Source organism: Novosphingobium sp. FG137 (assembly GCF_057809735.1).
Genome location: NZ_JBMDKN010000001.1, coordinates 417,939 through 440,828 on the forward strand (window position 1 = coordinate 417,939; position 22,890 = coordinate 440,828).

Below are 22,890 nucleotides of genomic sequence, written 5' to 3' on the forward strand. Positions count from 1 at the left end.
CCATTGAAGGCGGGAGCAAGACAATGGTCGGTGAAGCAGGGGTCGGTGAAGCAGGGGTCGGTGAAGCAGGCGAAAGAACCGCTACGGTGGAGGGCAGGCCTCCGCAGGTCGTGATCGTGGGCGGCGGGTTCGGCGGGCTGGCGGCGGCCAGGGCGCTGGCCGGTGCGCCGGTCGAGATCACCCTGATCGACAAGCGCAACCACCACCTGTTCCAGCCGCTGCTCTATCAGGTTGCCACCGCCGGCCTCTCGCCGGCAGATATCGCCGGTTCGATCCGCGCCATCCTCGCCCGCCAGCCGAACGTGCGCGTGCTGCTCGACCGGGTCTACGGCGTCGATCAGGAAGGCCGGCGCGTCATTCTCGGCGATGGGGAGCCGCTGGCCTATGACTGGCTGATCATCGCCACCGGCGCCACGCACAGCTATTTCGGGCGCGAGGACTGGGCGCCCCATGCGCCCGGCATCAAGACCATCGACGATGCCACCGCCATCCGCCGCCGCGTGCTCCTCGCGCTCGAACGCGCGGAAACCGAAACCGACGAGGAGAAGCGCAAGGCGCTGCTCACGTTCGTGGTGATCGGCGGCGGCCCGACCGGGGTCGAAATGGCCGGCGCGATTGCCGAACTTGCCCGCCAGTCGGTCAGCCGCGATTTCCGCCACATCACTCCGCATTGCTCGCGGATCGTGCTGCTCCAGCGCGGAGATCGTCTGCTGCCATCTTTCCCGCCCGCGCTTTCGGCCAAAGCGCGCAAGGGGATCGAGGAACTGGGCGTGGAAGTCCGGCTCGAAGCGGATGTCACCGCTATCGATGCCGAGGGCGTTACTGTCGATGGCAACCGGATCAAGGCGGGTACGGTGATCTGGGCCGCCGGTGTCATGGCCAGCCGCGCGGCGGAATGGCTTGGGTGTGCGGGCGATCGCTCGGGCCGTGTGCCGGTGGGCGCGGACCTCCATCCCGATGGCGATCCTGCCATCTTCGTGATTGGCGATACCGCGGCCTGCACCGATGGAGCGGGGCGGGCGCTGCCGGGTGTGGCCCCCGTTGCCAAGCAGCAGGGCCAGCACGCCGCCCGCGCCATTCGCGCGGCGCTGCAGGGCCGCGCCGTGCCGCCGTTCCGCTACCGCGACTATGGCAACATGGCGACGATCGGCCGCAGCCGCGCGATCGCCGATTTCGGCCGTCTGCGCGTGACCGGTCTGCCCGCCTGGCTGCTGTGGTGCGTCGCCCATATCTGGTTCCTGACCGGGCACCGCAATCGTCTCTCAGTCGGAATGAGCTGGCTCTGGAGCTACCTTACCTACCAGCGCGGAGCCCGTCTGATCACTGGCGATGTGGCGCCAGACTTGCCCGCAACGCGCGAACTGGCGCCCGCACTGCGGCGAAATCGCACCGAGTTGTCTGAATTTATCCTTGTCGAATAGAGGTTTGAGTTCGCTCATACCCGGCATGCATTGATAGCATAACCACCAGGTGCGTGGTCGGCTTGCCAGCACTGAGGCACTGTTGGTGCATCGAGAGGCAAAGGAGCAAAGCATGGCAAGCCAACTGGAGACCGCCCGGCACGCTGCAAGCAGCCCCCGCAAGAGCGTTGGCTTCGGTTGGGAAGCCGCGATGGCAGCCAGCCTTGCCGGGGATGCCGCCGCGTATCGCCGCCTGCTGGAAGAGGCTGGCCGCTGGCTGCGCCGCTACTTCGCTCGCCGCCTTGCCCCCGAAATGGTCGACGATGCGGTGCAGGAAGCGCTCACCGCGCTTCACCTCAAGCGCGCCACGTTCGAGCCGGGCCGCCCGTTCCTGCCCTGGCTCGCAGCCATCGCCCGCTTCAAGGGCGTGGATAGCCTGCGCAGCTCCGGGCGCAATCGCACCGAGGAGCTGGATGAAGGCCAGCACGGCGTGCCCAGCCACGAAAGCGCCTCGCTCAGCGGCATTGTCATGGCCGGGCTGTTCGATCGCCTGCGCCGCCCGCAGGCCGATGCGATCCGGTTGGTCAAGCTGCAGGGCTTCTCTGTCCGCGAAGCCGCCGCCATGACCGGCCAGTCCGAAGCGCTGGTCAAGGTCAACATCCATCGCGGGCTTTCAGCGCTCAAGGCCTTCTTCGGCGAAGGCGATCTCGCTCTCGAAGTGATCGGCTGAAGAAAAAAGAAGGGACGGATTGCTCCGCCCCTTCCTCGGCCGAGGGCCATCTGGCTCCGGTCGTCAACTGAAAATGGCGTGCTTACAGCAGCTTCCACGTGATCGGCACGGTCACCGAGGTGGCCCCACCCGGCGGCGGCGGCACCGAGCCGGTGCGGCTCGGCAAGGCCAGCGCTTCGCGATCGAGCGAGGTCGAGCCCGAGGGCGAGACCAGTTCGGCGCGCTCGACCGCGCCGGAGGCAGCAACAAAGATCTTCACTTTCGCCGTGCCTTCCTCGCCGCGCGCAACCGCGGCCTTGGGATAGGTCTGCTTGGAGGCGATGGTGCGGGTGACCTGGCGGATCCAGTCGGCAGACTGGGCGTGGGCGGGGCCGGTAACGCAGGCGGCGGCGAAAAGCCCGAAGGCCAGGATCTTGGCAGTCTTGAACATCGTTGGTCCTTCCGATTGGCGTCGAATAAGATGGCCCGCCAGCCTGATGGGGCTGGGCGGACCATGGTGGCGTGGGGTGCCTTCATCTGGCGCAAGGGCCGTTAGATTCGCGCCAAGCCGCCTTACGAGCGGCACCGGAGGGGGCGTTCATGCCATTTCGGACTGTGCCGAGCGGCAACCCTTGCTTCGCTGCGCGCCTTGAAGGTTAATGCGGAGCCATGATGCATCGCCGATTCGTCCTCGCCGCGCTTCCGCTTGCCTCCCTGCTGGTCGCCGCCGCGCCGCGAAAGCGCGTGGCAGCCCCGCCGCCGCCCCCGCCGCCTCCTCCGCTGGCGGCAGTCGAACGCGTTGTGCTCATCACCGAGCTGGGCACGATAGAACTAACGCTCGATGGCGCGCATGCCCCGATCAGCACCGCCAATTTCCTGCACTATGTCGATACACGGCGCTTCGACGGGATCAGTTTCTACCGCGCGATGCACCTTGCCTGGGGCGATCAGCCCAATGGCCTGCTGCAGGGCGGCCTGCGCGATCCGCGCCGCCTGTTCCCGCCCATCGCGCATGAACCGACGAGCCAGACCGGCCTCAGCCACGTGGCCGGCGCGATCTCGATGGCGCGCAATGCGCCGGGCACGGCAATGGCGGATTTCTCGATCATGCTGTCGGACCTCACCAGCCTCGATGCGAACCCCGCGTCCGCCGATCCGGAGGCACAGGCGGGCTACGCGGTGTTCGGCAAGGTCACGGCAGGCATGGATGTCGTGCGCAAGATCTGGGAAGCGCCGATCTCGCAAACGCTAGGCGAAGGTTCGATGCGCGGGCAGATGCTGGAAGCGCCGGTGAAGATCCTCACCGCGCGCCGCCTGCCGCCCCCGCCTCACCCCTGATCCGCGATCACTCCGGGCAGACCACCGGCTCCCCAGCGCCGCGCTGGAACAGCACGAGCCGCACGAAGAACGAGTCCCCGCCCGCTGTCTGGTTGGGCCCGGCCACGAGCTCCAGCGCATCGCCGGGGGCAAGATTGGCGCTGAGCGGCGGCAGTTGCGTACGCCCGGTCAACACCCCTCGCCACAGCACCTTGCTGCCTGCGGTAAGGGTGAGGTCCACGCCGTCACCGCCAGCGGCCTTGGCGAAGCAACCTCCCACGTCGATGGCTTCGGCCACCGGCGCGACATGTCGCCACACCGCGCGGATCGGCGCCGCAGCCGTGCCGCCCGGCGCAGCAGAGGCGTTGTTGATCCGCAGCGGGCGATACCAGCGGTCGCCGAAGTAGCTGGTGAACTGATCGTCGAACAGCGGCAGGCGGTAGCTGGTATCGGCCTTAAGCCGCGCTGCATAGCGCCACTGCGGCGTGCCCCAACCCATCAGCGTGTCGGCGATCCAGGTGGAGGCGCCAAAGCGGATCGCGGTGGAGCCGGTGATCACCAGCGGACTTTCGCTGACCTGCGCGAGCGCGGCGGGTGTGCCGCTCGCGTCGCTGATCTGCCCGCCTTCGACCCTGAGCGATCGCGGCGCACCCCAGACCACGGTCGTGTCCGTCCCGAAGCGATAGGCAAACAGCAGCGGATCGCCAAGATCGAGCCGCTGCGGCCGCCCGCGCGCCAGCAGGCGCTGCATCAGCCGGAAGGCCCCCGCCTGCGCTTTGGCGGCAGTGCCGGCATAAAGCCCCATGTTCGGGAACCAGCGCTGGTCGATCAGCGCATACCAGCTTGCCTGCGCGGCACCTGCGGCGGCCAGCATGGTTGCCTGCTTGACCAGTTCTCCGGCGGCCAACGGCTGGTTGCGGCTGTCGATGCTGAATTCGCTTGCCCAGATCGGCACGCGCTTGCCCGCGCTGTCCATTGCGGCACCGAGCTGCGCGAGCTCGATATCCAGCCCCTCCGCGCGTGAGCGATAGGGGTGCACCGCGATGCCGTCCACCGTCGCCAGCATCCCGGCAGCGAACAGGGTCCGGAGGAACCCGGTGCCGATCATGTTGGTCGATCCGCCGAGGATCGCCACCCGCCCGCCGATCCGCGCCCGCACCGCCTTCAGCGTTGCGACATAGGCGGCGGCGCGGTCGACCCCGGCGGGATAGACCAGCGTGCCCGGCCCGTTGATCTCGTTGCCGACTTCGATCGCGGCGAGGCAAGACCCGAAGCGGTCCGCCAGTGCCGCAAGGTAGCTGGCAAAAGCCGCATTGCCGGCTGTGCTCGAAACCCACCCGCCGCCATCATAAAGCGGGTTGGACGGGACCGCCGTCAGCAGCAGGCGCTGCCCGCCCGCGCAGGCCGAGGCCAGCGCCTGTGCCGCCGGGGTAGTGAAGGTGTAGCTGCCGCGCACTTTCTCGCTCTCGGCCCAGGGCAGCGAATCGCGAAGCATCGGCGCGCCGACCTGCCGCGCGAGGGCGAGAGTGGAAGGCGACCAGCCTTGGCTGAAATGCGTCTGCACCCCCAGCACCATCGGCGGCTGCTGGGCGATGTTTGCCGCGCCGCTTGCCGCAGAACCTGCCGCCTGCGCCGTCCCGATCGGCGATGTGATCTCGGCCGTGCGCTGCAGGTGCGCCGGCCCGCAGGCTGCAAGCAAGGCCACCAGCACGGCGATGCGCAGCGTAGGGCGCACCTGGTTCGCAACATGGCGAAAGGGATCGATCAGGGCACGGCGGACCATGGCACGCTCTCCGGCAAGGGGACGCGGCAAGGATGTGCCGGAGGCGCCTTAATGCGCTCCCAGCGGATTCGCTTAAGCGGCCATTTTTCTGTGTTGCGCTAGTCTGGCCGAACGCTCGGGGTTTTCCCTTAGGGCGTTACAGCCTAACAGCGCGAACGGCCATTTCGATCACATCGCCGATCCGGCTGAGATCGGCTTCGTCGATGCAATAGGGCGGCATGACATAGATCGTGTTGCCGAGCGGGCGCAGCAGCACGTCCGCTTCGCGGAACAGGGTCAGCAGGCGCGGGGCGAGCGAGGACAGATAGCCGCCGTCGGGAACCTCCAGATCGAGCGCGGCAATCGTTCCGCAGCGGCGCACCGCCCCCACGCCGGGCAGCAGCGCCAGCCTGTCGAGCAGCGCCTGCTGCCGCGCCCCAAGGTCGGCCAGCCGCCCGAGCACCGGCTCCTCCTGCCAGATCGCGATGTTCGCCGCCGCCGCCGCGCAGGCAATCGGGTTCGCGGTGTAGCTGGAGGAGTGGAAGAACATCTTCGCCCGGTCGGTCGACCAGTGCGCCAGGAAGATATCCTCGCGCGCCATGGTCACTGCCAGCGGCATCGAACCGCCGGTGATCCCCTTGGCAAGGCACAGGATGTCCGGCACCACGCTCGCCTGCTCGCAGGCCAGCAGGGTGCCGGTGCGGCCCCAGCCGGTCATCACTTCGTCGGCGATCAGCAGCACCTCGTGACGGCGGCAGATCTCGGTCATAGCGGCTAGCAGCGCCGGTGGGTACATCAGCATGCCGCCTGCGCCCAGAATCAGCGGCTCGACAATGAAGGCCGCCGGGCCTTCGCGGCACGCGGCTTCCAGCGCCTCCAGCGTGTTGGCGCCGTCACCTGTGGGAAAAGGAATGCAGCCCACATCGAACAGCAGCGGCTCATAAGGAGCGTTGAACACCCCGCGCGCGCCGACCGACATCGCGCCGATGGTATCCCCGTGGTAGCTGTTTTCGAGCACGAGAATGCGCGAACGCGGCCGCGCGGTATGCGCCCAATATCCCAGCGCCATCTTGAGCGCGACTTCGACCGAGGTCGACCCACTGTCCGAAAAGAATACCCGCGTCAGTTCGCGGGGCATCAGCTGGACGAGCCCTGCTGCCACTTGCTCGGCAGGCGCATGGGTCCAGCCCGCAAAGATCAACTGGTCCAGCGCCCCGGCCTGCGCGCGGATCGCCTCGACAATGCGCGGATGGCAGTGCCCGTGCGTCGTCACCCACCACGAGGAGATCGCGTCGATCACCCGCCGTCCGTCAGCCGTATAGAGCGCCGCGCCCTCGGCGCGCGTCACCAGCGGAACCGGCTCGCCCAGCCCGTGCTGGGTGAACGGGTGCCAGACGGCGGAGCCGCTCACGTGAAGTCGTCGAGGGAGAACCCCCGGACAAAGGCGCCGATCAGCGTTTGCGGCTCGAGCGTGGGCAGGAGGGGCAGGCGGCCCAGCCGCCGCACCTGGCCCATTTCGCAAATGGTCGCCTCGTTGTCCTCGTTCGCTTCGCCGACGAAGGCCACGCCGTGGATCGGCACGCGCCGCGCGCGCAGTGCCTCGATGGTCAGCAGGGTGTGGTTGATCGTGCCCAGCGCCGTGCGCGCGACAATGATCGTGAGCAGCCCCCACCGCGCGAAGACATCGGCATAGGTCACCTCGCGCGTCAGCGGCACCAGCGCGCCGCCTGCGCCTTCGATCACCAGCGGCCGCGCTTCGGGCAGCATCAGCCAGTCGGGATCGATGACCGTGCCGTCCAGCTCTGCCGCGCGGTGCGGCGAAAGCGGTTCGGTCAGGCGATAGGCTTCGGGGAGGATCTTCTCGGCGGCCAGTCCGGCGAGCGTCGCCACGCTGTCGCTGTCCGCGCCGTCGGCCAGCCCGGACTGCACCGGCTTCCAGTAGTGGGCACCCAGCGCGCCGGCGAGGGCGGCGGAAAAGACGGTCTTGCCAATACCGGTATCGGTTCCGGTTACAACAAACGCACTCATGCCAACGCCTCTGCCAAGGCTTCCGCCAACGCGTCAATATCTTCCGGCATGACGTTTTGTGTCAGTGAAATCCTTAGCCTGCTGGTTCCGGCGGGCACGGTCGGCGGGCGGATGCCGCGAATGTCGAAGCCCGCCGCTTGCAGGCGCGCCGCAACCGCCATGGTGCGCGCTTCATCGCCAAGGATCAGCGGCATGATCTGCGTGCCGGTCGCATCCGCGCCATGGGGCGCCAGCGCCGCCTCGGCATGGGCGACGCGCGCCATCAGCCCGGTCCGCCGCTCGGGCTCATCCGCCAGCATCTTCAGCGCCTCGCGCACCGCAGCGGCCATCAGCGGGGAGGGCGCGGTCGAGAAGATGAACGGGCGCGCCCGGTTGACGAGGAAATCGCGCACCACCGCCGGAGCGCAGACCAGCGCGCCTTCGCATCCCAGCGCCTTGCCGCAAGTGCGCAGCACCACCGTGTCCGCCCGCCCGTCGAGCGCGGCAGCAAGGCCGCGCCCATCCGGCCCGAACACGCCGGTCGCATGGGCCTCATCGATCAGCATGATCGCCTCGTGCCGTTCGGCAAGCTGGACGAGGTCCGCCAGCGGCGCCCGGTCGCCGTCCATCGAATAGAGACTCTCGAACGCCAGCCAGATGCGGCCCTTGCCGCCCGTCTTGCGCCAATCCGCTATCGCATCGGCGAAGCTGCCAACGTCATTATGCCTCGCTGAAACCGCGTTCGCGCGCGTCAGCGCAAGGCCCTCATGCATCGAGGCGTGGATCAGCGCGTCATAGACCACAAGGTCTCCGCGCTGCGGCAAGGTCGCCAGCAAGGCGACGTTGGCGGCATAGCCCGATGAGAGGAACAGCGCGCTTTCCGCGCCGAAAAACTGCGCCGCGTCCGCCTCGAGCGCTTCATGCTCGGGATCATTGCCGCGCAGCAGGCGCGATCCGCCCGAACCGATCGGCACGCCCCGCGCGATGGCATCCCCAACCGCGCGGGCAAGGCGCGGCGCGCGGGCCATGCCGAGGTAGTCGTTCGAGGAGAAGTCCCGGCCTTCGCGCGCGATCAGCCGGCGCCCGCGTCCGCGCGCCTCTAGCGCTTCGAGATCGGCGCGCTGCGCCTCCCAAGCATCAATTCCCGCGCTCATGGCTTTCGTTTGCCTTAGCGCCCGCAGCCCGCTGCCTTGTCCGCGCGCATGGGCTCCTCGGCCTCCATCGGCTTGAGGCCGAGCCGGGCAAACAGCGCAGCATCGGCATCGTCGCCCGCGTTCGCCGCAGTGAGCAGCCGGTCACCGGTGAAGATCGAGTTGGCCCCGGCCATGAAGCACAGCGCCTGCGCCGCCTCCGACATCGATTCGCGCCCTGCCGAAAGCCGCACCATCGACCGCGGCATGGTGATCCGGGCCGCCGCAACGGTGCGCACGAATTCGATGTCGTCGATCTTGGCGAGCGGCGTATCGGCCAGCATGTCGCCCAGCACAGTGCCCTTGATCGGCACCAGCGCATTCACCGGCACGCTTTCGGGATGGCGCTCCAGCGTCGCCAGCGCATGGATGAAGCCCACCCGGTCGCCGCGCGTTTCGCCCATGCCGACGATCCCGCCCGAGCAGACGTTGATCCCCGCCTTGCGCACTTGCGCCAGCGTGTCGATCCGCTCCTCGAAGCTGCGCGTGGTGATGATCTCGCCATAGCGTTCGGGCGAGGTATCGATGTTGTGGTTGTAGTAATCGAGCCCCGCTTCGGCGAGCTGCGCGGCTTGGCGCTCGCTCAGCATGCCCAGCGTCATGCAGGTTTCCATGCCCATCTCGCGCACGCCCTTCACCATCGCGATGATCGCGGGCATGTCGCGGTCCTTGGGGTTGCGCCAGGCCGCGCCCATGCAGAAGCGCTTCGATCCCGCATCGCGCGCCTGCGCGGCGGATTGCAGCACGGCCTGCACTTCCATCAGCTTGGTCGCCTCGACCCCGCTGTCCGCCTTCACCGATTGCGAGCAGTAGCCGCAGTCTTCCGGGCAGCCGCCGGTCTTGATCGAAAGCAAGGTGCACAGCTGCACTTCATCGGGCCGGTGGTGGCGCCGATGCACTTCGGCAGCGCGGAACAGCAGTTCGGTGAACGGCAAGTCGAATAGCGCGGCGATTTCCTCGCGCGTCCAATCAGTGCGCACGCCGTCTGCGGCCTGCGCCGCTGGTGCGACACGGCTGGCCGGATCGCGGGCAGGGATAGTCGCGGCGTTGGTCATGGCGCACTCCGTCAGGCTCGTAGAGGAAGAGAATCAGACACTTGCTCCTAGCCGAGTTGAATCGCCCTGCCTTCCCCGAAAATGCAGTGGGACATTTCACGTCTGGAAACCGGACCCAGTTCGCTTGCGCCAGGCATCCCGGCCGTTGGCCCAGTCTTTGGAATTTTTTCACACCCCCGATGCTAACACGCCCCATGTCCGGCGCAGATGCGAGCGGCGCCCTGCATCGGTCATCAGGTCGGATGGAGCAGCGTCCGGACAACCAAGTTCATGAGGCAGGTTGTTCTGGTATGAAGGCGTTCGGCAAAATCGGCATTATCGGGCTTGGCTACGTCGGCCTGCCGCTGGCTGTCTCGTTCGCCCGCAAGCATGCGGTGGTGGGCTTCGACGTGAGCGAGCACCGCGTATCCACGTTGCGCGCGGGCCATGACTATACCAACGAAATCTCGCCCGAAGAACTCGCGGCCTCCACTCTCGTCATCACGTCGAGCATCGAGGATCTGCGCGGCTGCAGCATTCTCATCGTGACCCTGCCGACCCCGGTGGACGAAAGCTGCCGGCCCGATTTCGCCAACATCGTCGGCGCCTGCACCGCCATCGGCCAGATTATCGCGCCCGGCACGATCATCGTGTTCGAAAGCACCGTCTATCCCGGCGCAACCGAGGAAGTCTGCGCCCCGGTCATCGAGGCAGCCTCCGGCCTCAAGAGCGGCGAGGGCTTCAAGCTCGGCTACAGCCCCGAACGCATCAATCCGGGCGACAAGGCGCATCCGCTCGAAGGCATTGTCAAGGTGGTCGCCGGGCAGGACGCCGAAACGCTCGATACGCTCGCCGAACTTTACGGCTCGATCATCCACGCTGGCATCCACCGCGCCTCTTCGATCAAGGTGGCGGAGGCCGCGAAAGTCATCGAGAACACCCAGCGCGATATCAACATCGCGCTGATGAACGAGATTTCGAAGATCTGCGATCTCGTCGGCATCCGCACCAAGGAAGTGCTCGCGGCGGCGGGAACCAAGTGGAACTTCCTCAAGTTCTATCCCGGCCTTGTCGGCGGGCACTGCATCGGCGTCGATCCCTACTACCTCACGGCCAAGGCAGAGCAGCTGGGCTATCACCCCGAAGTGATCCTCTCCGGCCGCCGCATCAACGACAGCATGGGCAGCTACATCGCCCAGCGCGCGGTCAAGATGCTCGCCGTGGCCGGGCTCCCGCTCAAGAATGCACGCGTCGGCATTCTCGGCCTCACCTTCAAGGAAAACGTGCCGGATATCCGCAATTCCAAGGTGGAGGATATCCATCGCGAGCTGTGCGAGTTTGGCATCGCGCCGCTGGTCCATGATCCGATGGCCCATCCGGAGGCAACCCGCCACGAGTTCGGGATCGAACTGTCTCCGATCGAGGCCTTCTCCGGCATGGACCTGATGATCTACGCGGTGTCCCACGATCACTACGCGGCCATGGGCATCGATGCGATCCAGGCGATGCTCGCCCCCGGTGGTGCCCTGATCGACGTCAAGTCGGTCGTCGCGCCCCAGGGTCTGCGCGATGACATCCGGTACTGGAGCCTCTAAGGTCAGACCAACTGCCGGCACCGGAACGGAGGTCGGCCTTCCCCCGCGCCGGAGAATGACATGGCAATCCTCGTAACCGGCAATGCCGGCTTCATCGGCTTCCACACCGCCAAAACGCTGCTCGAACGCGGGGATGATGTCGTCGGTCTCGATGTCGTCAACGATTACTACGATCCCGCGATCAAGGAAGCGCGCCTCGCGATCCTCGAAGAAACCGCGCGCCGCACCAACGCGAAGTACACTTTTGTCCGGGCCAACCTCGCGGATCGCGGCGCGGTCGAGCAGACCTTCGCCGCAAACGACATCCGCCGGGTCATCAACCTCGCCGCGCAGGCAGGCGTGCGCTACTCGATTGAGAATCCGCACGCCTACGTCGAAAGCAATATCATCGGCTTCACCAACATTCTTGAAGCCTGCCGTCACGGCGGGGTCGAGCATCTGGTCTATGCCTCCACCAGCAGCGTCTACGGCGCCAACCAGGCCATGCCGTTCAGCGAGCATGTCGGCGTCGATCATCCGCTACAGTTCTACGCTGCGACCAAGAAGGCGAACGAGCTGATGGCGCACAGCTACAGCCATCTCTACCGCCTGCCGACGACGGGGCTGCGCTTCTTCACCGTCTATGGCCCATGGGGCCGGCCGGACATGGCGCTGTTCCTGTTTGCCAAGAACATCATCGCGGGCGAGCCGATCAACGTGTTCAACTATGGCAACCACACGCGCGATTTCACCTTCGTCAGCGATATCGTGGAAGGCGTGATCCGTGCCTGCGACCATCCGGCCCAGCCGAACCCGGATTGGGATGCACACCGCCCCGATCCCGCGACGAGCAACGCGCCCTACCGGATCTACAACATCGGCAACAACAGCCCGGTAAAGCTCACCGAGTATATCGAAGCGCTCGAAGACGCGCTCGGCAAGAAGGCCATCCGCAACCTGCTGCCGCTCCAGCCGGGCGATGTGCCGGATACCTTCGCCGACGTCTCCGATCTCGAGCGCGAGCTGGGTTACAAGCCTGCAACCACCGTGAGGGACGGTGTTGCCGCCTTCGTGAAGTGGTACGTTGAATACATGGCCAAGACGGCGGACTGACCTTTCGGCGCAAACTGTGATAGGCCCTTCCTCTCACAAGGGATGGCCCTCCGATGCAACTGCGCCACTTGCGCTATTTCGTCACGCTCGCGCGCGAGCAGCATTTCGCCAAGGCCGCCGCCACCTGCGGCATTTCGCAGCCCACGCTGTCGGCCGGGCTCGCCGCGCTGGAGTCCGAATTCGGCCGCCGTCTGGTCGAGCGTGACCGCCGCTTCATCGGCCTCACGCCATATGGGCAGGCAATGCTCCCCTGGGCCGAGCAGATCCTCGGCGCGGTCAGCGGCATGGCGAGCGCGGTGGCGGCTACCGCCGCGCCGCTCAGGGGCGAGTTCGGGCTTGCCGCGATCCCTGCCGCACTTCCGCTTATCGGCCTCTTGGGAGAAGCGCTGCTGGCGCAGAACCCGGGGATCACGCTTTCCGTCCGTTCCGCCACCTCGCGCGCGATTGAGCATGGGCTGCATGCCTTCGAAGTCGATGCCGGGATCACCTACCTCGATCACGAACCGCCCGCGAATGTGCTGTCGGTTCCGCTCTATGCGGAACGCTACGTCTTCCTCGTGGCGCGCGGCAGCGGGTTCGATCAGCACGCGGCGATCAGCTGGGAGGAAGCCTGCGCGCAGAACCTGTGCCTGCTCCATCAGGGCATGCAATACCGCCGCATTCTTGACGAGCGCCTTGCCGCGCGCGGGCTCGCCACAGCGCCGCGCGCCACGGCAGACAGCCACTTCGCGCTGTTCGCCTTGGTCCATTCGGGCGCCTTCGCCACGATCGTGCCCGATGGCTACGCGCGGCTGATGGCGGGTGTGGAATGGGCGCGCTTCCTGCCGTTCGATGAGGCGGAGGAGGCTCGCCGGGTCGGGCTTGTCGTGGTCAATCGCGATCCGCTCGGCCCCATGGCGCGCGCCGCGCTCGCGGCGGCCCGCGCGCTCGAACCGGCAGGGCTGCGACCCGCGTTGTAATAGAGATTATCTATCAACCATAAGGCAATTCAATTTGACCTGCGCCGCTGAATTCCCATGGGTTTTGCGCATGACAGATCAAGACGAGCTCGATGCCATCCTTGCCGGCCACACCGGCCGCGAAGGCGCGCTGCTGCCGATCCTGCACGATGTGCAGGCCGCGTTCGGCCACGTTTCGGAAGATGCGATCCGCCGCATTGCGCATGCGCTCAATCTCACCCGCGCCGAAGTCCACGGCGTCGTCAGTTTCTACCATGATTTCCGCGAAGCCCCGGAAAGCCGCCCGGTGCTCAAGCTTTGCCGCGCTGAAAGCTGCCAGGCACGCGGCGTCGAAGCCATGGTTGCCGCGCTGCCCGATAACCCCCGCGTCGCGGTCGAGACTGTCTACTGCCTCGGCCTTTGCAGCGTCGGCCCCGCTGCAATGATTGGCCATGAAGTCCACGGAAGGCTCGATGCTGCTCGACTCGGCGCGTTGGTGGAGAGCCTGGCATGACCGTGGTCCGTATCTCCGACGATGCCGCCGCGCTCGCTTGCGGCGCCAACGCCGTCGCCGCAGCCTTTGCCAAGGCAGGCTGCACGGTCGAGCGCGTGTCCAGCTGGGGCATGCACTGGCTCGAACCTTTGGCAGAGATCGAAGGGCAGGGCTTCGGTCCGCTCACATCTGAGGATGTGGCCGCTGTCCTCGCCGGAACGAGCGACAAGGCCATCGGCCCCATCGCCGAGCATCCCTTCATCGCCCGGCAGCAGCGCTTCACCTTCGCCCGCGCGGGCAAGACTCGTCCGCTCAGCCTTGAAGACTACGCCGCGACCGGCGGCTGGGCCGGGCTGAAGCGCGCGCGTGAACTCGGTCCAGACGCGACCATCGCCGATGTCACCCAGTCAGGCCTGCGCGGGCGCGGCGGCGCGGGCTTCCCGGCAGGCATCAAGTGGACCACCGTCGCCAAGGCGGCAGGCCCGGTAAAGTACATCGTCTGCAACGCGGACGAGGGCGACAGCGCCACTTTTGCCGATCGCATGGTGATGGAAGGCGATCCCTTCATGCTGATCGAGGGCATGGCGATTGCCGGCCACGCCGTCGGCGCGGGCAAGGGCTATATCTACGTCCGCAGCGAATACCCCCACGCCATCGCCAAGCTGCAGGCCGCCATCGCGCTGGCGGTGCCGTATATCGCCCCGTTCGAGGTCGAAGTCCGCGTCGGCGCGGGGGCCTACGTTTGCGGCGAGGAAACCTCACTCCTGAACTCGCTTGAAGGCAAACGCGGCGAAGTGCGCGCCAAGCCGCCGCTCCCCGCATTGGAAGGCCTCTTCGGCAAGCCCACGGTGGTCAACAACGTGCTGACCCTTGCGGCGGTGCCGTGGATCTTGGCGAATGGCGGCGCGGCTTATGCCGACGTCGGCTTCGGCCGGTCGCGCGGTACGATGCCAATCCAACTTGCGGGCAATATCAAGCACGGCGGGCTCTACGAAGTCGGCTTCGGCATCACGCTCGGCGAACTCGTGAACGATATCGGCGGCGGCACTGCCACGGGCCGACCGGTCCGCGCGGTGCAAGTCGGCGGGCCATTGGGGGCCTATCACCCGCCTGCGGATTACGCTCTCCACTTCGATTATGAGTGCTTTGCCGAAGCCGAAGGCCTGATCGGCCACGCGGGGCTGACGGTGTTCGACGATACGGCTGACATGAGCGCGCAGGCCCGTTTCGCCATGAGCTTCTGCGCCGCCGAAAGCTGCGGCAAGTGCACGCCCTGTCGCATCGGCAGCACGCGCGGCGTCGAATTGATCGACCGCATCCGCGCCCGCTCGGGTCGTCAGGCTGACCGAGTGGAAACGCTCCCCCAGATGCACAACGCCCGCAAGGCGCCGCGCACTTTGGCCGAAGACGTCACGCTGCTCGAGGACTTGTGCGAGACGATGAAGTTCGGCTCGCTCTGCGCGCTGGGCGGTTTCACGCCCTATCCGGTGCTCTCGGCGCTGAAGCATTGGCCCGAGGATTTCGGGGTGGGTGTGCCGGATCAGGAAGCGGCTGAGTGATTGGGCGTCGCGCCAGCATCCTTCGACAAGCTCAGGATGAGCGGGTCTTGGTTTGGGGCTCTTCCCCAATGCACCAAACCCCGCTCGCCCTGAGCTTGTCGAAGGGCCACAGCACGACGGTGGGAAAAGCATGATCCTCGGCGCAGTCCTTGCGGGTGGGCAATCCTCGCGCTTCGGCAGCGACAAGGCGCTGGCCGCGCTTGGCGGGCGCACCCTGCTGGCACGCGCGGTCGCCTCGCTCGAAGCACAATGCGACGGCGTGATCGTGGTAGGTCGCGATGACGTCCCCGACCGCCCGCGCCCCGGCATGGGTCCGCTCGGCGGGATCGCCGCCGCGCTCCACCATGCTGCCAGTCACGGCTACAGCGAAGTGCTCACCTGCGGGGTCGATTGCGGCGGCCTTGGTTCCGGCACCCGCACCGAACTTGCGCCCGCCCCGGCCTACGTGGCGGATCAGCCGGTCATCGGCCTTTGGCCCGCCAGCGCCGCGTCCGCGCTCGATGCCTTTCTCGCCTCCGATGCCAAGCATTCGATGCGCGCTTTTGCCGAAATGATCGGCGCGCGCCGCGTCAATCTTTCGGCCAGTCCCGCCAATATCAACACGCGCGAAGATCTCGCCCTCGCGCAGGAGCACCTCGATGGACAGTGAACGCGAAACCTATCGCCCCCAGCCCGATTTCGGTACGCCCGAAGTGCGCGGGGCCGCGACCGTCACGCTCAACATCGATGGCCGCGAAGTTTCGGTCGCCCCCGGCACCACCGTGATGCGCGCTGCCGCCGTCTCGGGCGGCTCGATCCCCAAGCTCTGCGCGACCGACAGCGTCAAGCAATTCGGCTCGTGCCGCCTCTGCCTTGTCGAGATCGACGGGATGCGCGGCACACCCGCCAGCTGCACGACGCTCGTCTCCGAGGGCATGAAGGTCCACACCCAGACCAAGAAGCTCGAAAAGCTGCGGCGCGGGGTGATGGAGCTCTATATCTCCGACCACCCGCTCGACTGCCTCACCTGCAGCGCCAACAACGATTGCGAGCTGCAGGATCAGGCCGCCGCCGTGGGCCTGCGCGATGTGCGTTATGGCTTTGAGGGCGCGAACAACCTCGCCCAGCCGATGGACATCTCGAACCCCTACTTCGATTTCGATCCCTCCAAGTGCATCATGTGCTCGCGCTGCGTGCGCGCCTGCGATGAAGTGCAGGGCACCTTGGCGCTGACCATCGAAGGCCGGGGCTTTGACAGCAAGGTGAGCGCGGGCTTGTCGTCAGACAGCTTCCTCAGTTCCGAATGCGTCTCCTGCGGCGCCTGCGTGCAGGCCTGCCCGACCGCAACCTTGCAGGAGAAGGCGGTCAAGGAAATCGGCAAGCCCGAGCGCGCCACCGTCACCACCTGCGCCTATTGCGGCGTCGGCTGCACCTTCCGCGCCGAGACGCGCGGCGAGGAAGTCGTGCGCATGGTGCCGTGGAAGGACGGCAAGGCCAATCGCGGCCACTCCTGTGTGAAAGGACGCTTCGCCTGGGGCTATGCCCAGCATCAGGAACGCGTGCTTTCGCCGATGATCCGCTCGTCGATCGACGAGCCGTGGCAGGAAGTCAGCTGGGACGAAGCCATCGCCCACACCGCTAGCGAACTGAAACGCATCTCGGCCAAGTATGGTCGCAATGCGCTGGGCGGGATCACCTCCAGCCGCTGTACCAACGAGGAGACCTTCCTCGTTCAGAAGCTCGTCCGCGCCGGGTTCGGCACCAACAACGTCGATACCTGCGCACGCGTCTGCCATTCGCCCACGGGCTACGGCCTCAAGACCACCTTCGGCACCTCGGCGGGCACGCAGGATTTCGATTCGGTCGAAGACAGCGACGTGATCCTCGTGATCGGCGCCAACCCCACCGACGGCCACCCCGTCTTCGCCAGCCGCATGAAGCGCCGCTTGCGGCAGGGCGCCAAGCTCATCGTGATCGATCCGCGCCGCACCGATCTTGTCCGCAGCCCGCACGTCAGCGCCGATTATCACCTGCCGCTGCGCCCGGGCACCAATGTCGCGGTGCTGACCGCGCTCGCCCACGTGATCGTCACCGAAGGCCTGGCGGACGAGGCCTTCGTGCGTGAACGCTGCGATTGGGAAGAGTATCGCCACTGGGCCGATTTCGTTTCGCTCGAACGCAACAGCCCCGAGTTCCTCGAACCGGTCACCGGCGTTCCCGCCGCTGATCTGCGCGGCGCGGCCCGCCTCTTCGCGACCGGCGGCAACGGCGCGATCTACTATGGCCTCGGCGTCACCGAACACAGCCAAGGCTCCTCCACCGTCATGGCGATTGCCAACCTCGCGATGGCGACAGGCAACATCGGCCGCCGCGGTGTCGGCGTGAACCCCTTGCGCGGCCAGAACAACGTGCAGGGTGCCTGCGATATGGGCAGCTTCCCGCACGAGCTTTCGGGCTACCGCCATGTCTCGGACGCCAGTGCCCGCGCGCTGTTCGAGGCGGAGTGGGGTGTGCCGATCGATCCCGAACCGGGCCTGCGCATCAACAACATGCTCGATGCCGCGACCGACGGCCTGTTCAAGGCGATCTACATCCAGGGCGAGGACATCCTCCAGTCCGACCCGGACACCAAACACGTCGCCGCCGGCCTCGCCGCGATGGAATGCGTGATCGTGCAGGACCTGTTCCTCAACGAAACCGCCAATTACGCGCATGTCTTCCTGCCGGGCTCCACCTTCCTCGAAAAGAACGGCACTTTCACCAATGCCGAGCGCCGCATCCAGCCGGTGCGCAAGGTGATGGAACCGAAGAACGGCTACGAGGACTGGGAGATCACCCAGCTCATGGCGCAGGCGATGGGGCTCGATTGGGCCTATACCCACCCGCGCGAGATCATGGATGAGATCGCCCGCCTCACGCCGACTTTCGCGGGCGTCAGCTTCGCGCGGCTCGATGCCGAAGGCTCGCTGCAATGGCCGGTCAACGATGCCGCACCCGAAGGCTCGCCGATCATGCACATCGATGGCTTCGTGCGCGGGAAGGGCAAGTTCGTGGTGACCGACTACGTGCCGACCGACGAGCGCACCGGCCCGCGCTTCCCGTTGCTGCTCACCACAGGCCGCATCCTCAGCCACTACAACGTCGGCGCGCAGACCCGCCGCACCGCCAATGTCGTGTGGCATCCGGAAGACTTGCTCGAAATCCACCCGGCCGACGCCGAGAACCGGGGCATCAAGTCGGGCGATTGGGTTCGCCTCGCCAGCCGCTCGGGCGAGACGACCTTGCGCGCCACCGTCACCGACCGCGTTGCGCCGGGCGTGGTCTACACCACCTTCCACCACCCGGTGACGCAGGCCAACGTGATCACCACCGACTATTCGGATTGGGCCACCAATTGCCCCGAATACAAGGTGACTGCCGTGCAGATCACCCCGTCCAACGGCCCGACCGACTGGCAGGAGGAATACGAGGCACAGGCCGCGCGTTCGCGCCGGATCAAGGGGCATGAAGGTGCGATGGAGCCAGCCGAATGAGCGCGCATACCGCCGAAAAGCTCGTCTACATGGCCAACCAGATCGCGCGGAACGTGACGCACGAGCCGGACCCCGTTGCCATGATCGCCGATCACATCCACGCCTTCTGGTCGCCCCGGATGATAGCCGATGTGCTGGCTGTGCTGGATGGGCCGCAAGGCGCTGCGCTCGATCCCGTGGCGCGCGCGGCGCTTGACCGGCTCGCCGCGCATGCTGCCTGAAGCTGCCCGGCAGCATACATTCGCCGAACATTTCGCCGATGGCCGCGCGCCCGCCCCGCGCGAGCGGCTGCTGGCGATCGAGGCGCCCATCGCGGTCGAGATCAACGGCCTCGGCTATGCGGTGATGATGGCGACGCCATCGGATCTTGGCGACTACGCGCTCGGCTTCTGCCTTTCCGAACAGCTGATCGCCGCGCCCGAACAGCTTCTGTCCGCCGAGGCGAGCGAAGTCCCCGCTGGCGGCTGGATGCTGCGGATTCAGCTCGCCGCCGATGATGCCGCGCCGCTGATGGAGCGCGCCCGCCTGCGCCTGGCCGAGGGCAGCTGCGGCCTCTGCGGCATCGAAAGCCTCGAACAGGTCCTGCGCCCGCTGCCGCCGATTACGGCGCAAATCGAAGTCGATGACGCGGCGATCTTCCGCGCCGTCGCCGCGCTCCCCGATCTCCAGCCGCTCGGCAAAGCCACCCGCGCCGTCCACGCCGCCGCATTCTGCACCCCCGATGGCACCGTGCATCTGGTGCGCGAGGATGTCGGCCGCCACAACGCGCTCGACAAGCTGCTGGGCGCGATGGCGCAGACCGGGCTCAATGCAGGGCAAGGCTTCATCGTCCTCACCGCGCGGTGCAGCTTCGAGCTTGTGCAGAAGGCGGTGCTGGCAGGCTGCCCGCTGCTCGTCACGATCTCCGCCGCCTCGACGCTCGCCGCGCAGCAGGCCGCCGCCCACGGCCTGCGCCTCGTCTCGCTGGCGCGCGAGGACAGCTTTCTCAGCGACTAGGATTCCGGTTTACCCCCGGATGCTTTAGACATCCCCGGGTGACCACCGCGCCCGCCAGTACCCGCTTCACCGATCGCCCCGGCCTCAGCCGCCGCGCGCGTGCGTGGCTGATGCTGGCGGTCGCGCTGCTTCATGTCGCGCTCGGCTTCGCGATCTTCACCGGCCTTGCGGGCAGCGCGATCACGGCGATCCAGCAAGCGGCGACCGCAGCCTATTCGGTTCCGCTCGATCCGCCGCCACCCCCTCCGCCGCCCCCGGCCAGCCCGGTCCCAACGCCCCAGCCAGCCGGAGCCGAAGGTGCTGCTGCCAAGGCGGCCAAGCCCAAGCCCGTGGTCGCCGCGCCCGCGAAGATTCTCACCAAGGCGATGATCGCCGCCCCCGCCGCTTCCACCGGGGATGCAACGAAATCGGGTGCAACCAGCCTTGGCAGCGGCACCGGCGGCGGCACCGCGGGCTCCGGTACGGGCAGCGGCGGCAGCGGCGATGGCTGGGGCGCGGGCGCCAGCCGTGCGGTCAAGATTGCGGGCGAGATCACGGCCACGCGCGATTATCCGGCGCGAACCCGCAACCTGCGGCTGGGCAAGAGCGTCATCGTGGTGCTCACCGTGGGCACCGATGGCCGTGTCCACGGCTGCCGCATCCACCAGCCGAGCCCCGACGCGGAGGCCGATGCCATCACCTGCCGCCTGGCGACCGAACGCTTCCGCTTTCGCCCGGCAACCGACCGTGCCGGCAATCCGGTTTCGTCCGAATTCGGCTGGCAGCAGCGGTGGTTCGCGCCATAAGCGACCGTCAGAAGCCTCAAATGATCAACGCCGAGGCCACTTCCCGCGATCTGTTCACAATCTGGACGTATCAGACACGACATGATTGAATTTGGACCCTAACAGCATTGCCGTGACTTATACGTAGGCTATTGCCATAGACCGAGCTGCCGCCGAAGGTGGCTTTGTCCGGAGCCGCGAAACAGGAACCCGATGGACACTATCATTCCCGTTGTTCTGTGCGGCGGCAGCGGCACCCGCCTCTGGCCGCGTTCCCGCAAGACCTGCCCCAAGCCGTTCCTGCCGCTGGTCGGCGATACCACGCTGTTCGAGGCGACGGTGCTGCGCTGCCCGGCGGAGGCCGGATTCGGCGCGCCCATCGTGGTCACCGGCGCCGCGCATCTCGAGCATGTCGAGGCGCAGCTTCCCGATCCAGCGCGCAGCACGGTGATCGTCGAGCCTGAAGGCAAGAACACCGCCGCCGCGATTGCTCTTGCCGCCTTGCGCCTGCCCAAAGACGCGGTGATGCTGGTCTGCCCGAGCGATCACCACATCGGCGATGTGGCGGCCTTTCAGGCTGCCGCGCGGGAAGCGGCTGCCCTTGCGCGCGGCGGCTGGCTGGTCTCGTTCGGCATTGCTGCAACTGCGCCCGAAACCGGGTTTGGCTATCTGCGCCGCGGCGATGCGATTGAAGGCTCCGGCGGCTTTGCGGTTGCGCAGTTCGTCGAAAAGCCTGATCTGCAGCGCGCGATCGGTTTCCTGGCCGATGGCGGCTATGCGTGGAACGGCGGCATCTTCGCGTTCCGCGCGGGCACCTTCCTCGAGGAACTTGCCGCCCATCGCCCGGCGCTGGCTGCTGCGGTGCAGGCCGCCGTGGCGGAAGGCCGGGAGGATGGCACGCGCTTCTATCCCGATCCGGCCGCCTTCGCGCGAATCGAAGGCGAATCGGTCGATTACGCCGTCATGGAAAACACCGCCCGCGCCGCCATGGTCCCCGCTGCCATGGCATGGTCCGATATCGGCAACTGGCAGGCGCTGCATGAAGCGCTCGACCGCGATGACGAAGGCAATGCATCGCGCGGACGCGCCGAACTCGTCGATTGCACGAATGTCCTCGTGGAAAGCGATGGACCGCGCGTTTCGGTGATCGGTGCGCGCGATCTGATCGTCGTTGTCGACAAGGACGAAGTGCTCGTCTGCACGGCTGACGGCGCGCAGAAAGTCGGCAAGCTTTCAGGCGCGGTGAACCAATGAGCCTGCTTGCCGTGCGCACCGTGGAGAAGCCGTGGGGGCGCGATCAGCTGCCCGCCCCGTTCATGGCCCCATACGGCAAGCGTATCGGCGAGATCTGGTTCGAACCCATCGAGGAAGTCAGTTCGCTCCTCGTCAAATACATCTTCACGAGCGAGAAGCTCTCGGTCCAGGTCCACCCGGACGACGCGCAGGCGAAGGACCTGGGCGAGTACGATACGGGCAAGGAGGAATGCTGGCTGGTGATCGATGCCGAGCCGGGCGCCACCCTCGGCATCGGCTTTCACGAACCGATCGGGCCAGAGGCCATGCGCACCGCCGCGCTGGATGGCAGCATCGAGGACCTGCTGGTCTGGCACCCGGTGCAGGCGGGCGACTTCTTCTACATTCCGGCGGGCACCGTCCACGCCATCGGTGCCGGGGTCAGCCTGATCGAGATCCAGCAGAACTCCGATATCACCTACCGGCTCTATGACTATGGCCGCCCGCGCCCGCTCCATCTCGACAAGGGCATCGGCGTTGCCAAGGGCGAACCCTACGCAGCGGCCCTCCACCGCCATCTTGCGCCCACCGGGACGGTTGAGCTTGCCCGCGGGCCTTACTTCACCGCCCACCGCGTCGAAGGCGTGCCGGACGCCGCGCTACTGGCGGAATATTCCGGCCCCATGCTCGTGCTGCCACGCCGGGGCGAGGTGGAACTGGGCGGCCATCTGCTCCGTCCGGGCGAGTGCGCCGCCGCCGCTGCGGCCAGCGCCATCACCTTCACACCGGAAAGCCAGAGCATTCTCGTCCGTGCAGCCTGAACACCCCGGGATGATCGCACAGACCATCCAGCTCGCGCTGGCGCCGGTCTTCGTGCTCGTGGCCATCGGCAATATCATGAACATCCTCACCACGCGCCTTGCGCGCATGGTCGATCGTTCGCGCCACCTGCAGACGCTCCATCCCGGCACCCAGGGCAGCGAGCACGATGTGATCGTGGTCGAAATGCGCATCATCGACCAGCGGATCGCGCATATCGGTCATGCGCTGCTGTGTCTGGTGATCAGCGGTCTCGCCATCGGCACCACGGTCGCGGCGCTGTTCCTCAGCGAACTCGTCAATGCCGATCTGCGCGTGGTGACGGCGCTGACATTCGTCGCTGCCATCGCGCTGCTCATGTGCGCGCTGGTCCTGCTCCTGCTCGAAACCCGCCTCGCCGCCCGCGCGCTGCGCCTGCCGCCTGAATTGCTCGAACTCGAACGCGGCGATCTCTGAATCCCAGCTCACAA

At 66.9% G+C, this 22,890-nt stretch carries 22 protein-coding genes; 16 read left to right on the forward strand and 6 right to left on the reverse strand.

What is annotated here, in order from left to right:
* The first annotated feature begins 23 nt into the window (after window positions 1–23).
* The gene (locus ACODS2_RS01850; RefSeq protein WP_488997327.1) at window positions 24–1,421 is read left to right on the forward strand and encodes an NAD(P)/FAD-dependent oxidoreductase; all 1,398 of its coding nucleotides are present in this window, start codon (window positions 24–26) and stop codon (window positions 1,419–1,421) included.
* Window positions 1,422–1,533: 112 nt separating this feature from the next.
* On the forward strand, window positions 1,534–2,130 hold the full coding sequence (locus tag ACODS2_RS01855; RefSeq protein ID WP_488997328.1) for a sigma-70 family RNA polymerase sigma factor: 597 nt from the start codon (window positions 1,534–1,536) through the stop codon (window positions 2,128–2,130).
* Window positions 2,131–2,212: 82 nt separating this feature from the next.
* On the opposite strand, the gene ACODS2_RS01860 is transcribed toward ACODS2_RS01855, so the two are convergent.
* The gene (locus ACODS2_RS01860; RefSeq protein ID WP_298166176.1) at window positions 2,213–2,560 is read right to left on the reverse strand and encodes an energy transducer TonB; all 348 of its coding nucleotides are present in this window, start codon (window positions 2,558–2,560) and stop codon (window positions 2,213–2,215) included.
* Window positions 2,561–2,778: 218 nt separating this feature from the next.
* Here ACODS2_RS01860 and ACODS2_RS01865 point away from each other — a divergent pair, with 218 nt between their 5' ends.
* Entirely contained in the window at window positions 2,779–3,447 is a 669-nt protein-coding gene (locus ACODS2_RS01865; RefSeq protein ID WP_488997329.1) for a peptidylprolyl isomerase, read from the forward strand.
* A gap of 7 nt (window positions 3,448–3,454) precedes the next feature.
* Here ACODS2_RS01865 and ACODS2_RS01870 read toward each other — a convergent pair whose 3' ends face one another.
* The 5 genes from ACODS2_RS01870 to bioB all read right to left on the reverse strand — a co-directional run bounded on the left by ACODS2_RS01870 (window position 3,455) and on the right by bioB (window position 9,440).
* Window positions 3,455–5,209, reverse strand: coding sequence for a hypothetical protein (locus tag ACODS2_RS01870; RefSeq protein WP_488997330.1), 1,755 nt, complete (start codon window positions 5,207–5,209; stop codon window positions 3,455–3,457).
* 136 nt (window positions 5,210–5,345) lie between these two features.
* The gene (locus ACODS2_RS01875; protein WP_488997331.1) at window positions 5,346–6,599 is read right to left on the reverse strand and encodes an adenosylmethionine--8-amino-7-oxononanoate transaminase; all 1,254 of its coding nucleotides are present in this window, start codon (window positions 6,597–6,599) and stop codon (window positions 5,346–5,348) included.
* The gene (bioD, locus tag ACODS2_RS01880; RefSeq protein WP_298166168.1) at window positions 6,596–7,216 is read right to left on the reverse strand and encodes a dethiobiotin synthase; all 621 of its coding nucleotides are present in this window, start codon (window positions 7,214–7,216) and stop codon (window positions 6,596–6,598) included. Before bioD ends, ACODS2_RS01875 begins: the two co-directional genes overlap by 4 nt.
* Window positions 7,213–8,349 carry an 8-amino-7-oxononanoate synthase gene (locus ACODS2_RS01885; protein WP_488997332.1) on the reverse strand — a complete coding sequence of 379 codons (1,137 nt, stop codon included), beginning with the start codon at window positions 8,347–8,349 and terminating at the stop codon, window positions 7,213–7,215. Before ACODS2_RS01885 ends, bioD begins: the two co-directional genes overlap by 4 nt.
* A gap of 14 nt (window positions 8,350–8,363) precedes the next feature.
* Window positions 8,364–9,440, reverse strand: coding sequence for a biotin synthase BioB (gene bioB, locus ACODS2_RS01890; RefSeq protein WP_488997333.1), 1,077 nt, complete (start codon window positions 9,438–9,440; stop codon window positions 8,364–8,366).
* Window positions 9,441–9,730: 290 nt separating this feature from the next.
* Between bioB and ACODS2_RS01895 the strand changes: the two genes are divergently transcribed.
* The 13 genes from ACODS2_RS01895 (at window position 9,731) to ACODS2_RS01955 (ending at window position 22,876) form a co-directional block, all read left to right on the forward strand.
* On the forward strand, window positions 9,731–11,014 hold the full coding sequence (locus ACODS2_RS01895) for a nucleotide sugar dehydrogenase (protein WP_488997334.1): 1,284 nt from the start codon (window positions 9,731–9,733) through the stop codon (window positions 11,012–11,014).
* Window positions 11,015–11,074: 60 nt separating this feature from the next.
* The gene (locus ACODS2_RS01900) at window positions 11,075–12,106 is read left to right on the forward strand and encodes an NAD-dependent epimerase (RefSeq protein WP_488997335.1); all 1,032 of its coding nucleotides are present in this window, start codon (window positions 11,075–11,077) and stop codon (window positions 12,104–12,106) included.
* Window positions 12,107–12,159: 53 nt separating this feature from the next.
* Window positions 12,160–13,065 (forward strand): LysR family transcriptional regulator, encoded by a 906-nt coding sequence (locus ACODS2_RS01905; protein ID WP_488997336.1) that lies wholly within the window; start codon window positions 12,160–12,162, stop codon window positions 13,063–13,065.
* A 70-nt stretch (window positions 13,066–13,135) separates the two neighbouring features.
* Window positions 13,136–13,558, forward strand: coding sequence for an NAD(P)H-dependent oxidoreductase subunit E (locus tag ACODS2_RS01910; RefSeq protein ID WP_298168156.1), 423 nt, complete (start codon window positions 13,136–13,138; stop codon window positions 13,556–13,558).
* On the forward strand, window positions 13,555–15,096 hold the full coding sequence (locus tag ACODS2_RS01915) for an NADH-ubiquinone oxidoreductase-F iron-sulfur binding region domain-containing protein (protein ID WP_488997337.1): 1,542 nt from the start codon (window positions 13,555–13,557) through the stop codon (window positions 15,094–15,096). Before ACODS2_RS01910 ends, ACODS2_RS01915 begins: the two co-directional genes overlap by 4 nt.
* A gap of 130 nt (window positions 15,097–15,226) precedes the next feature.
* A complete protein-coding gene (gene mobA, locus ACODS2_RS01920; protein ID WP_488997338.1) occupies window positions 15,227–15,745 on the forward strand; it encodes a molybdenum cofactor guanylyltransferase in 519 nt (172 codons plus the stop codon).
* Window positions 15,735–18,608, forward strand: coding sequence for a formate dehydrogenase subunit alpha (gene fdhF, locus ACODS2_RS01925; RefSeq protein ID WP_488997339.1), 2,874 nt, complete (start codon window positions 15,735–15,737; stop codon window positions 18,606–18,608). Before mobA ends, fdhF begins: the two co-directional genes overlap by 11 nt.
* Window positions 18,605–18,829, forward strand: coding sequence for a formate dehydrogenase subunit delta (locus ACODS2_RS01930; RefSeq protein WP_298168145.1), 225 nt, complete (start codon window positions 18,605–18,607; stop codon window positions 18,827–18,829). The genes fdhF and ACODS2_RS01930 overlap by 4 nt, the downstream gene beginning before the upstream one ends.
* Window positions 18,819–19,604: a formate dehydrogenase accessory sulfurtransferase FdhD gene (gene fdhD / locus ACODS2_RS01935; protein ID WP_488997340.1), complete on the forward strand. Its 786-nt coding sequence runs from the start codon at window positions 18,819–18,821 to the stop codon at window positions 19,602–19,604. Before ACODS2_RS01930 ends, fdhD begins: the two co-directional genes overlap by 11 nt.
* A gap of 38 nt (window positions 19,605–19,642) precedes the next feature.
* On the forward strand, window positions 19,643–20,389 hold the full coding sequence (locus ACODS2_RS01940; protein ID WP_488997341.1) for a TonB family protein: 747 nt from the start codon (window positions 19,643–19,645) through the stop codon (window positions 20,387–20,389).
* Between the two features lie 192 nt (window positions 20,390–20,581).
* Entirely contained in the window at window positions 20,582–21,622 is a 1,041-nt protein-coding gene (locus tag ACODS2_RS01945) for a mannose-1-phosphate guanylyltransferase (RefSeq protein ID WP_488997342.1), read from the forward strand.
* Entirely contained in the window at window positions 21,619–22,422 is an 804-nt protein-coding gene (locus ACODS2_RS01950) for a class I mannose-6-phosphate isomerase (RefSeq protein ID WP_488997343.1), read from the forward strand. Before ACODS2_RS01945 ends, ACODS2_RS01950 begins: the two co-directional genes overlap by 4 nt.
* Before the next feature lie 10 nt (window positions 22,423–22,432).
* A complete protein-coding gene (locus tag ACODS2_RS01955) occupies window positions 22,433–22,876 on the forward strand; it encodes a DUF2721 domain-containing protein (protein WP_421839647.1) in 444 nt (147 codons plus the stop codon).
* Window positions 22,877–22,890 lie beyond the last annotated feature (14 nt).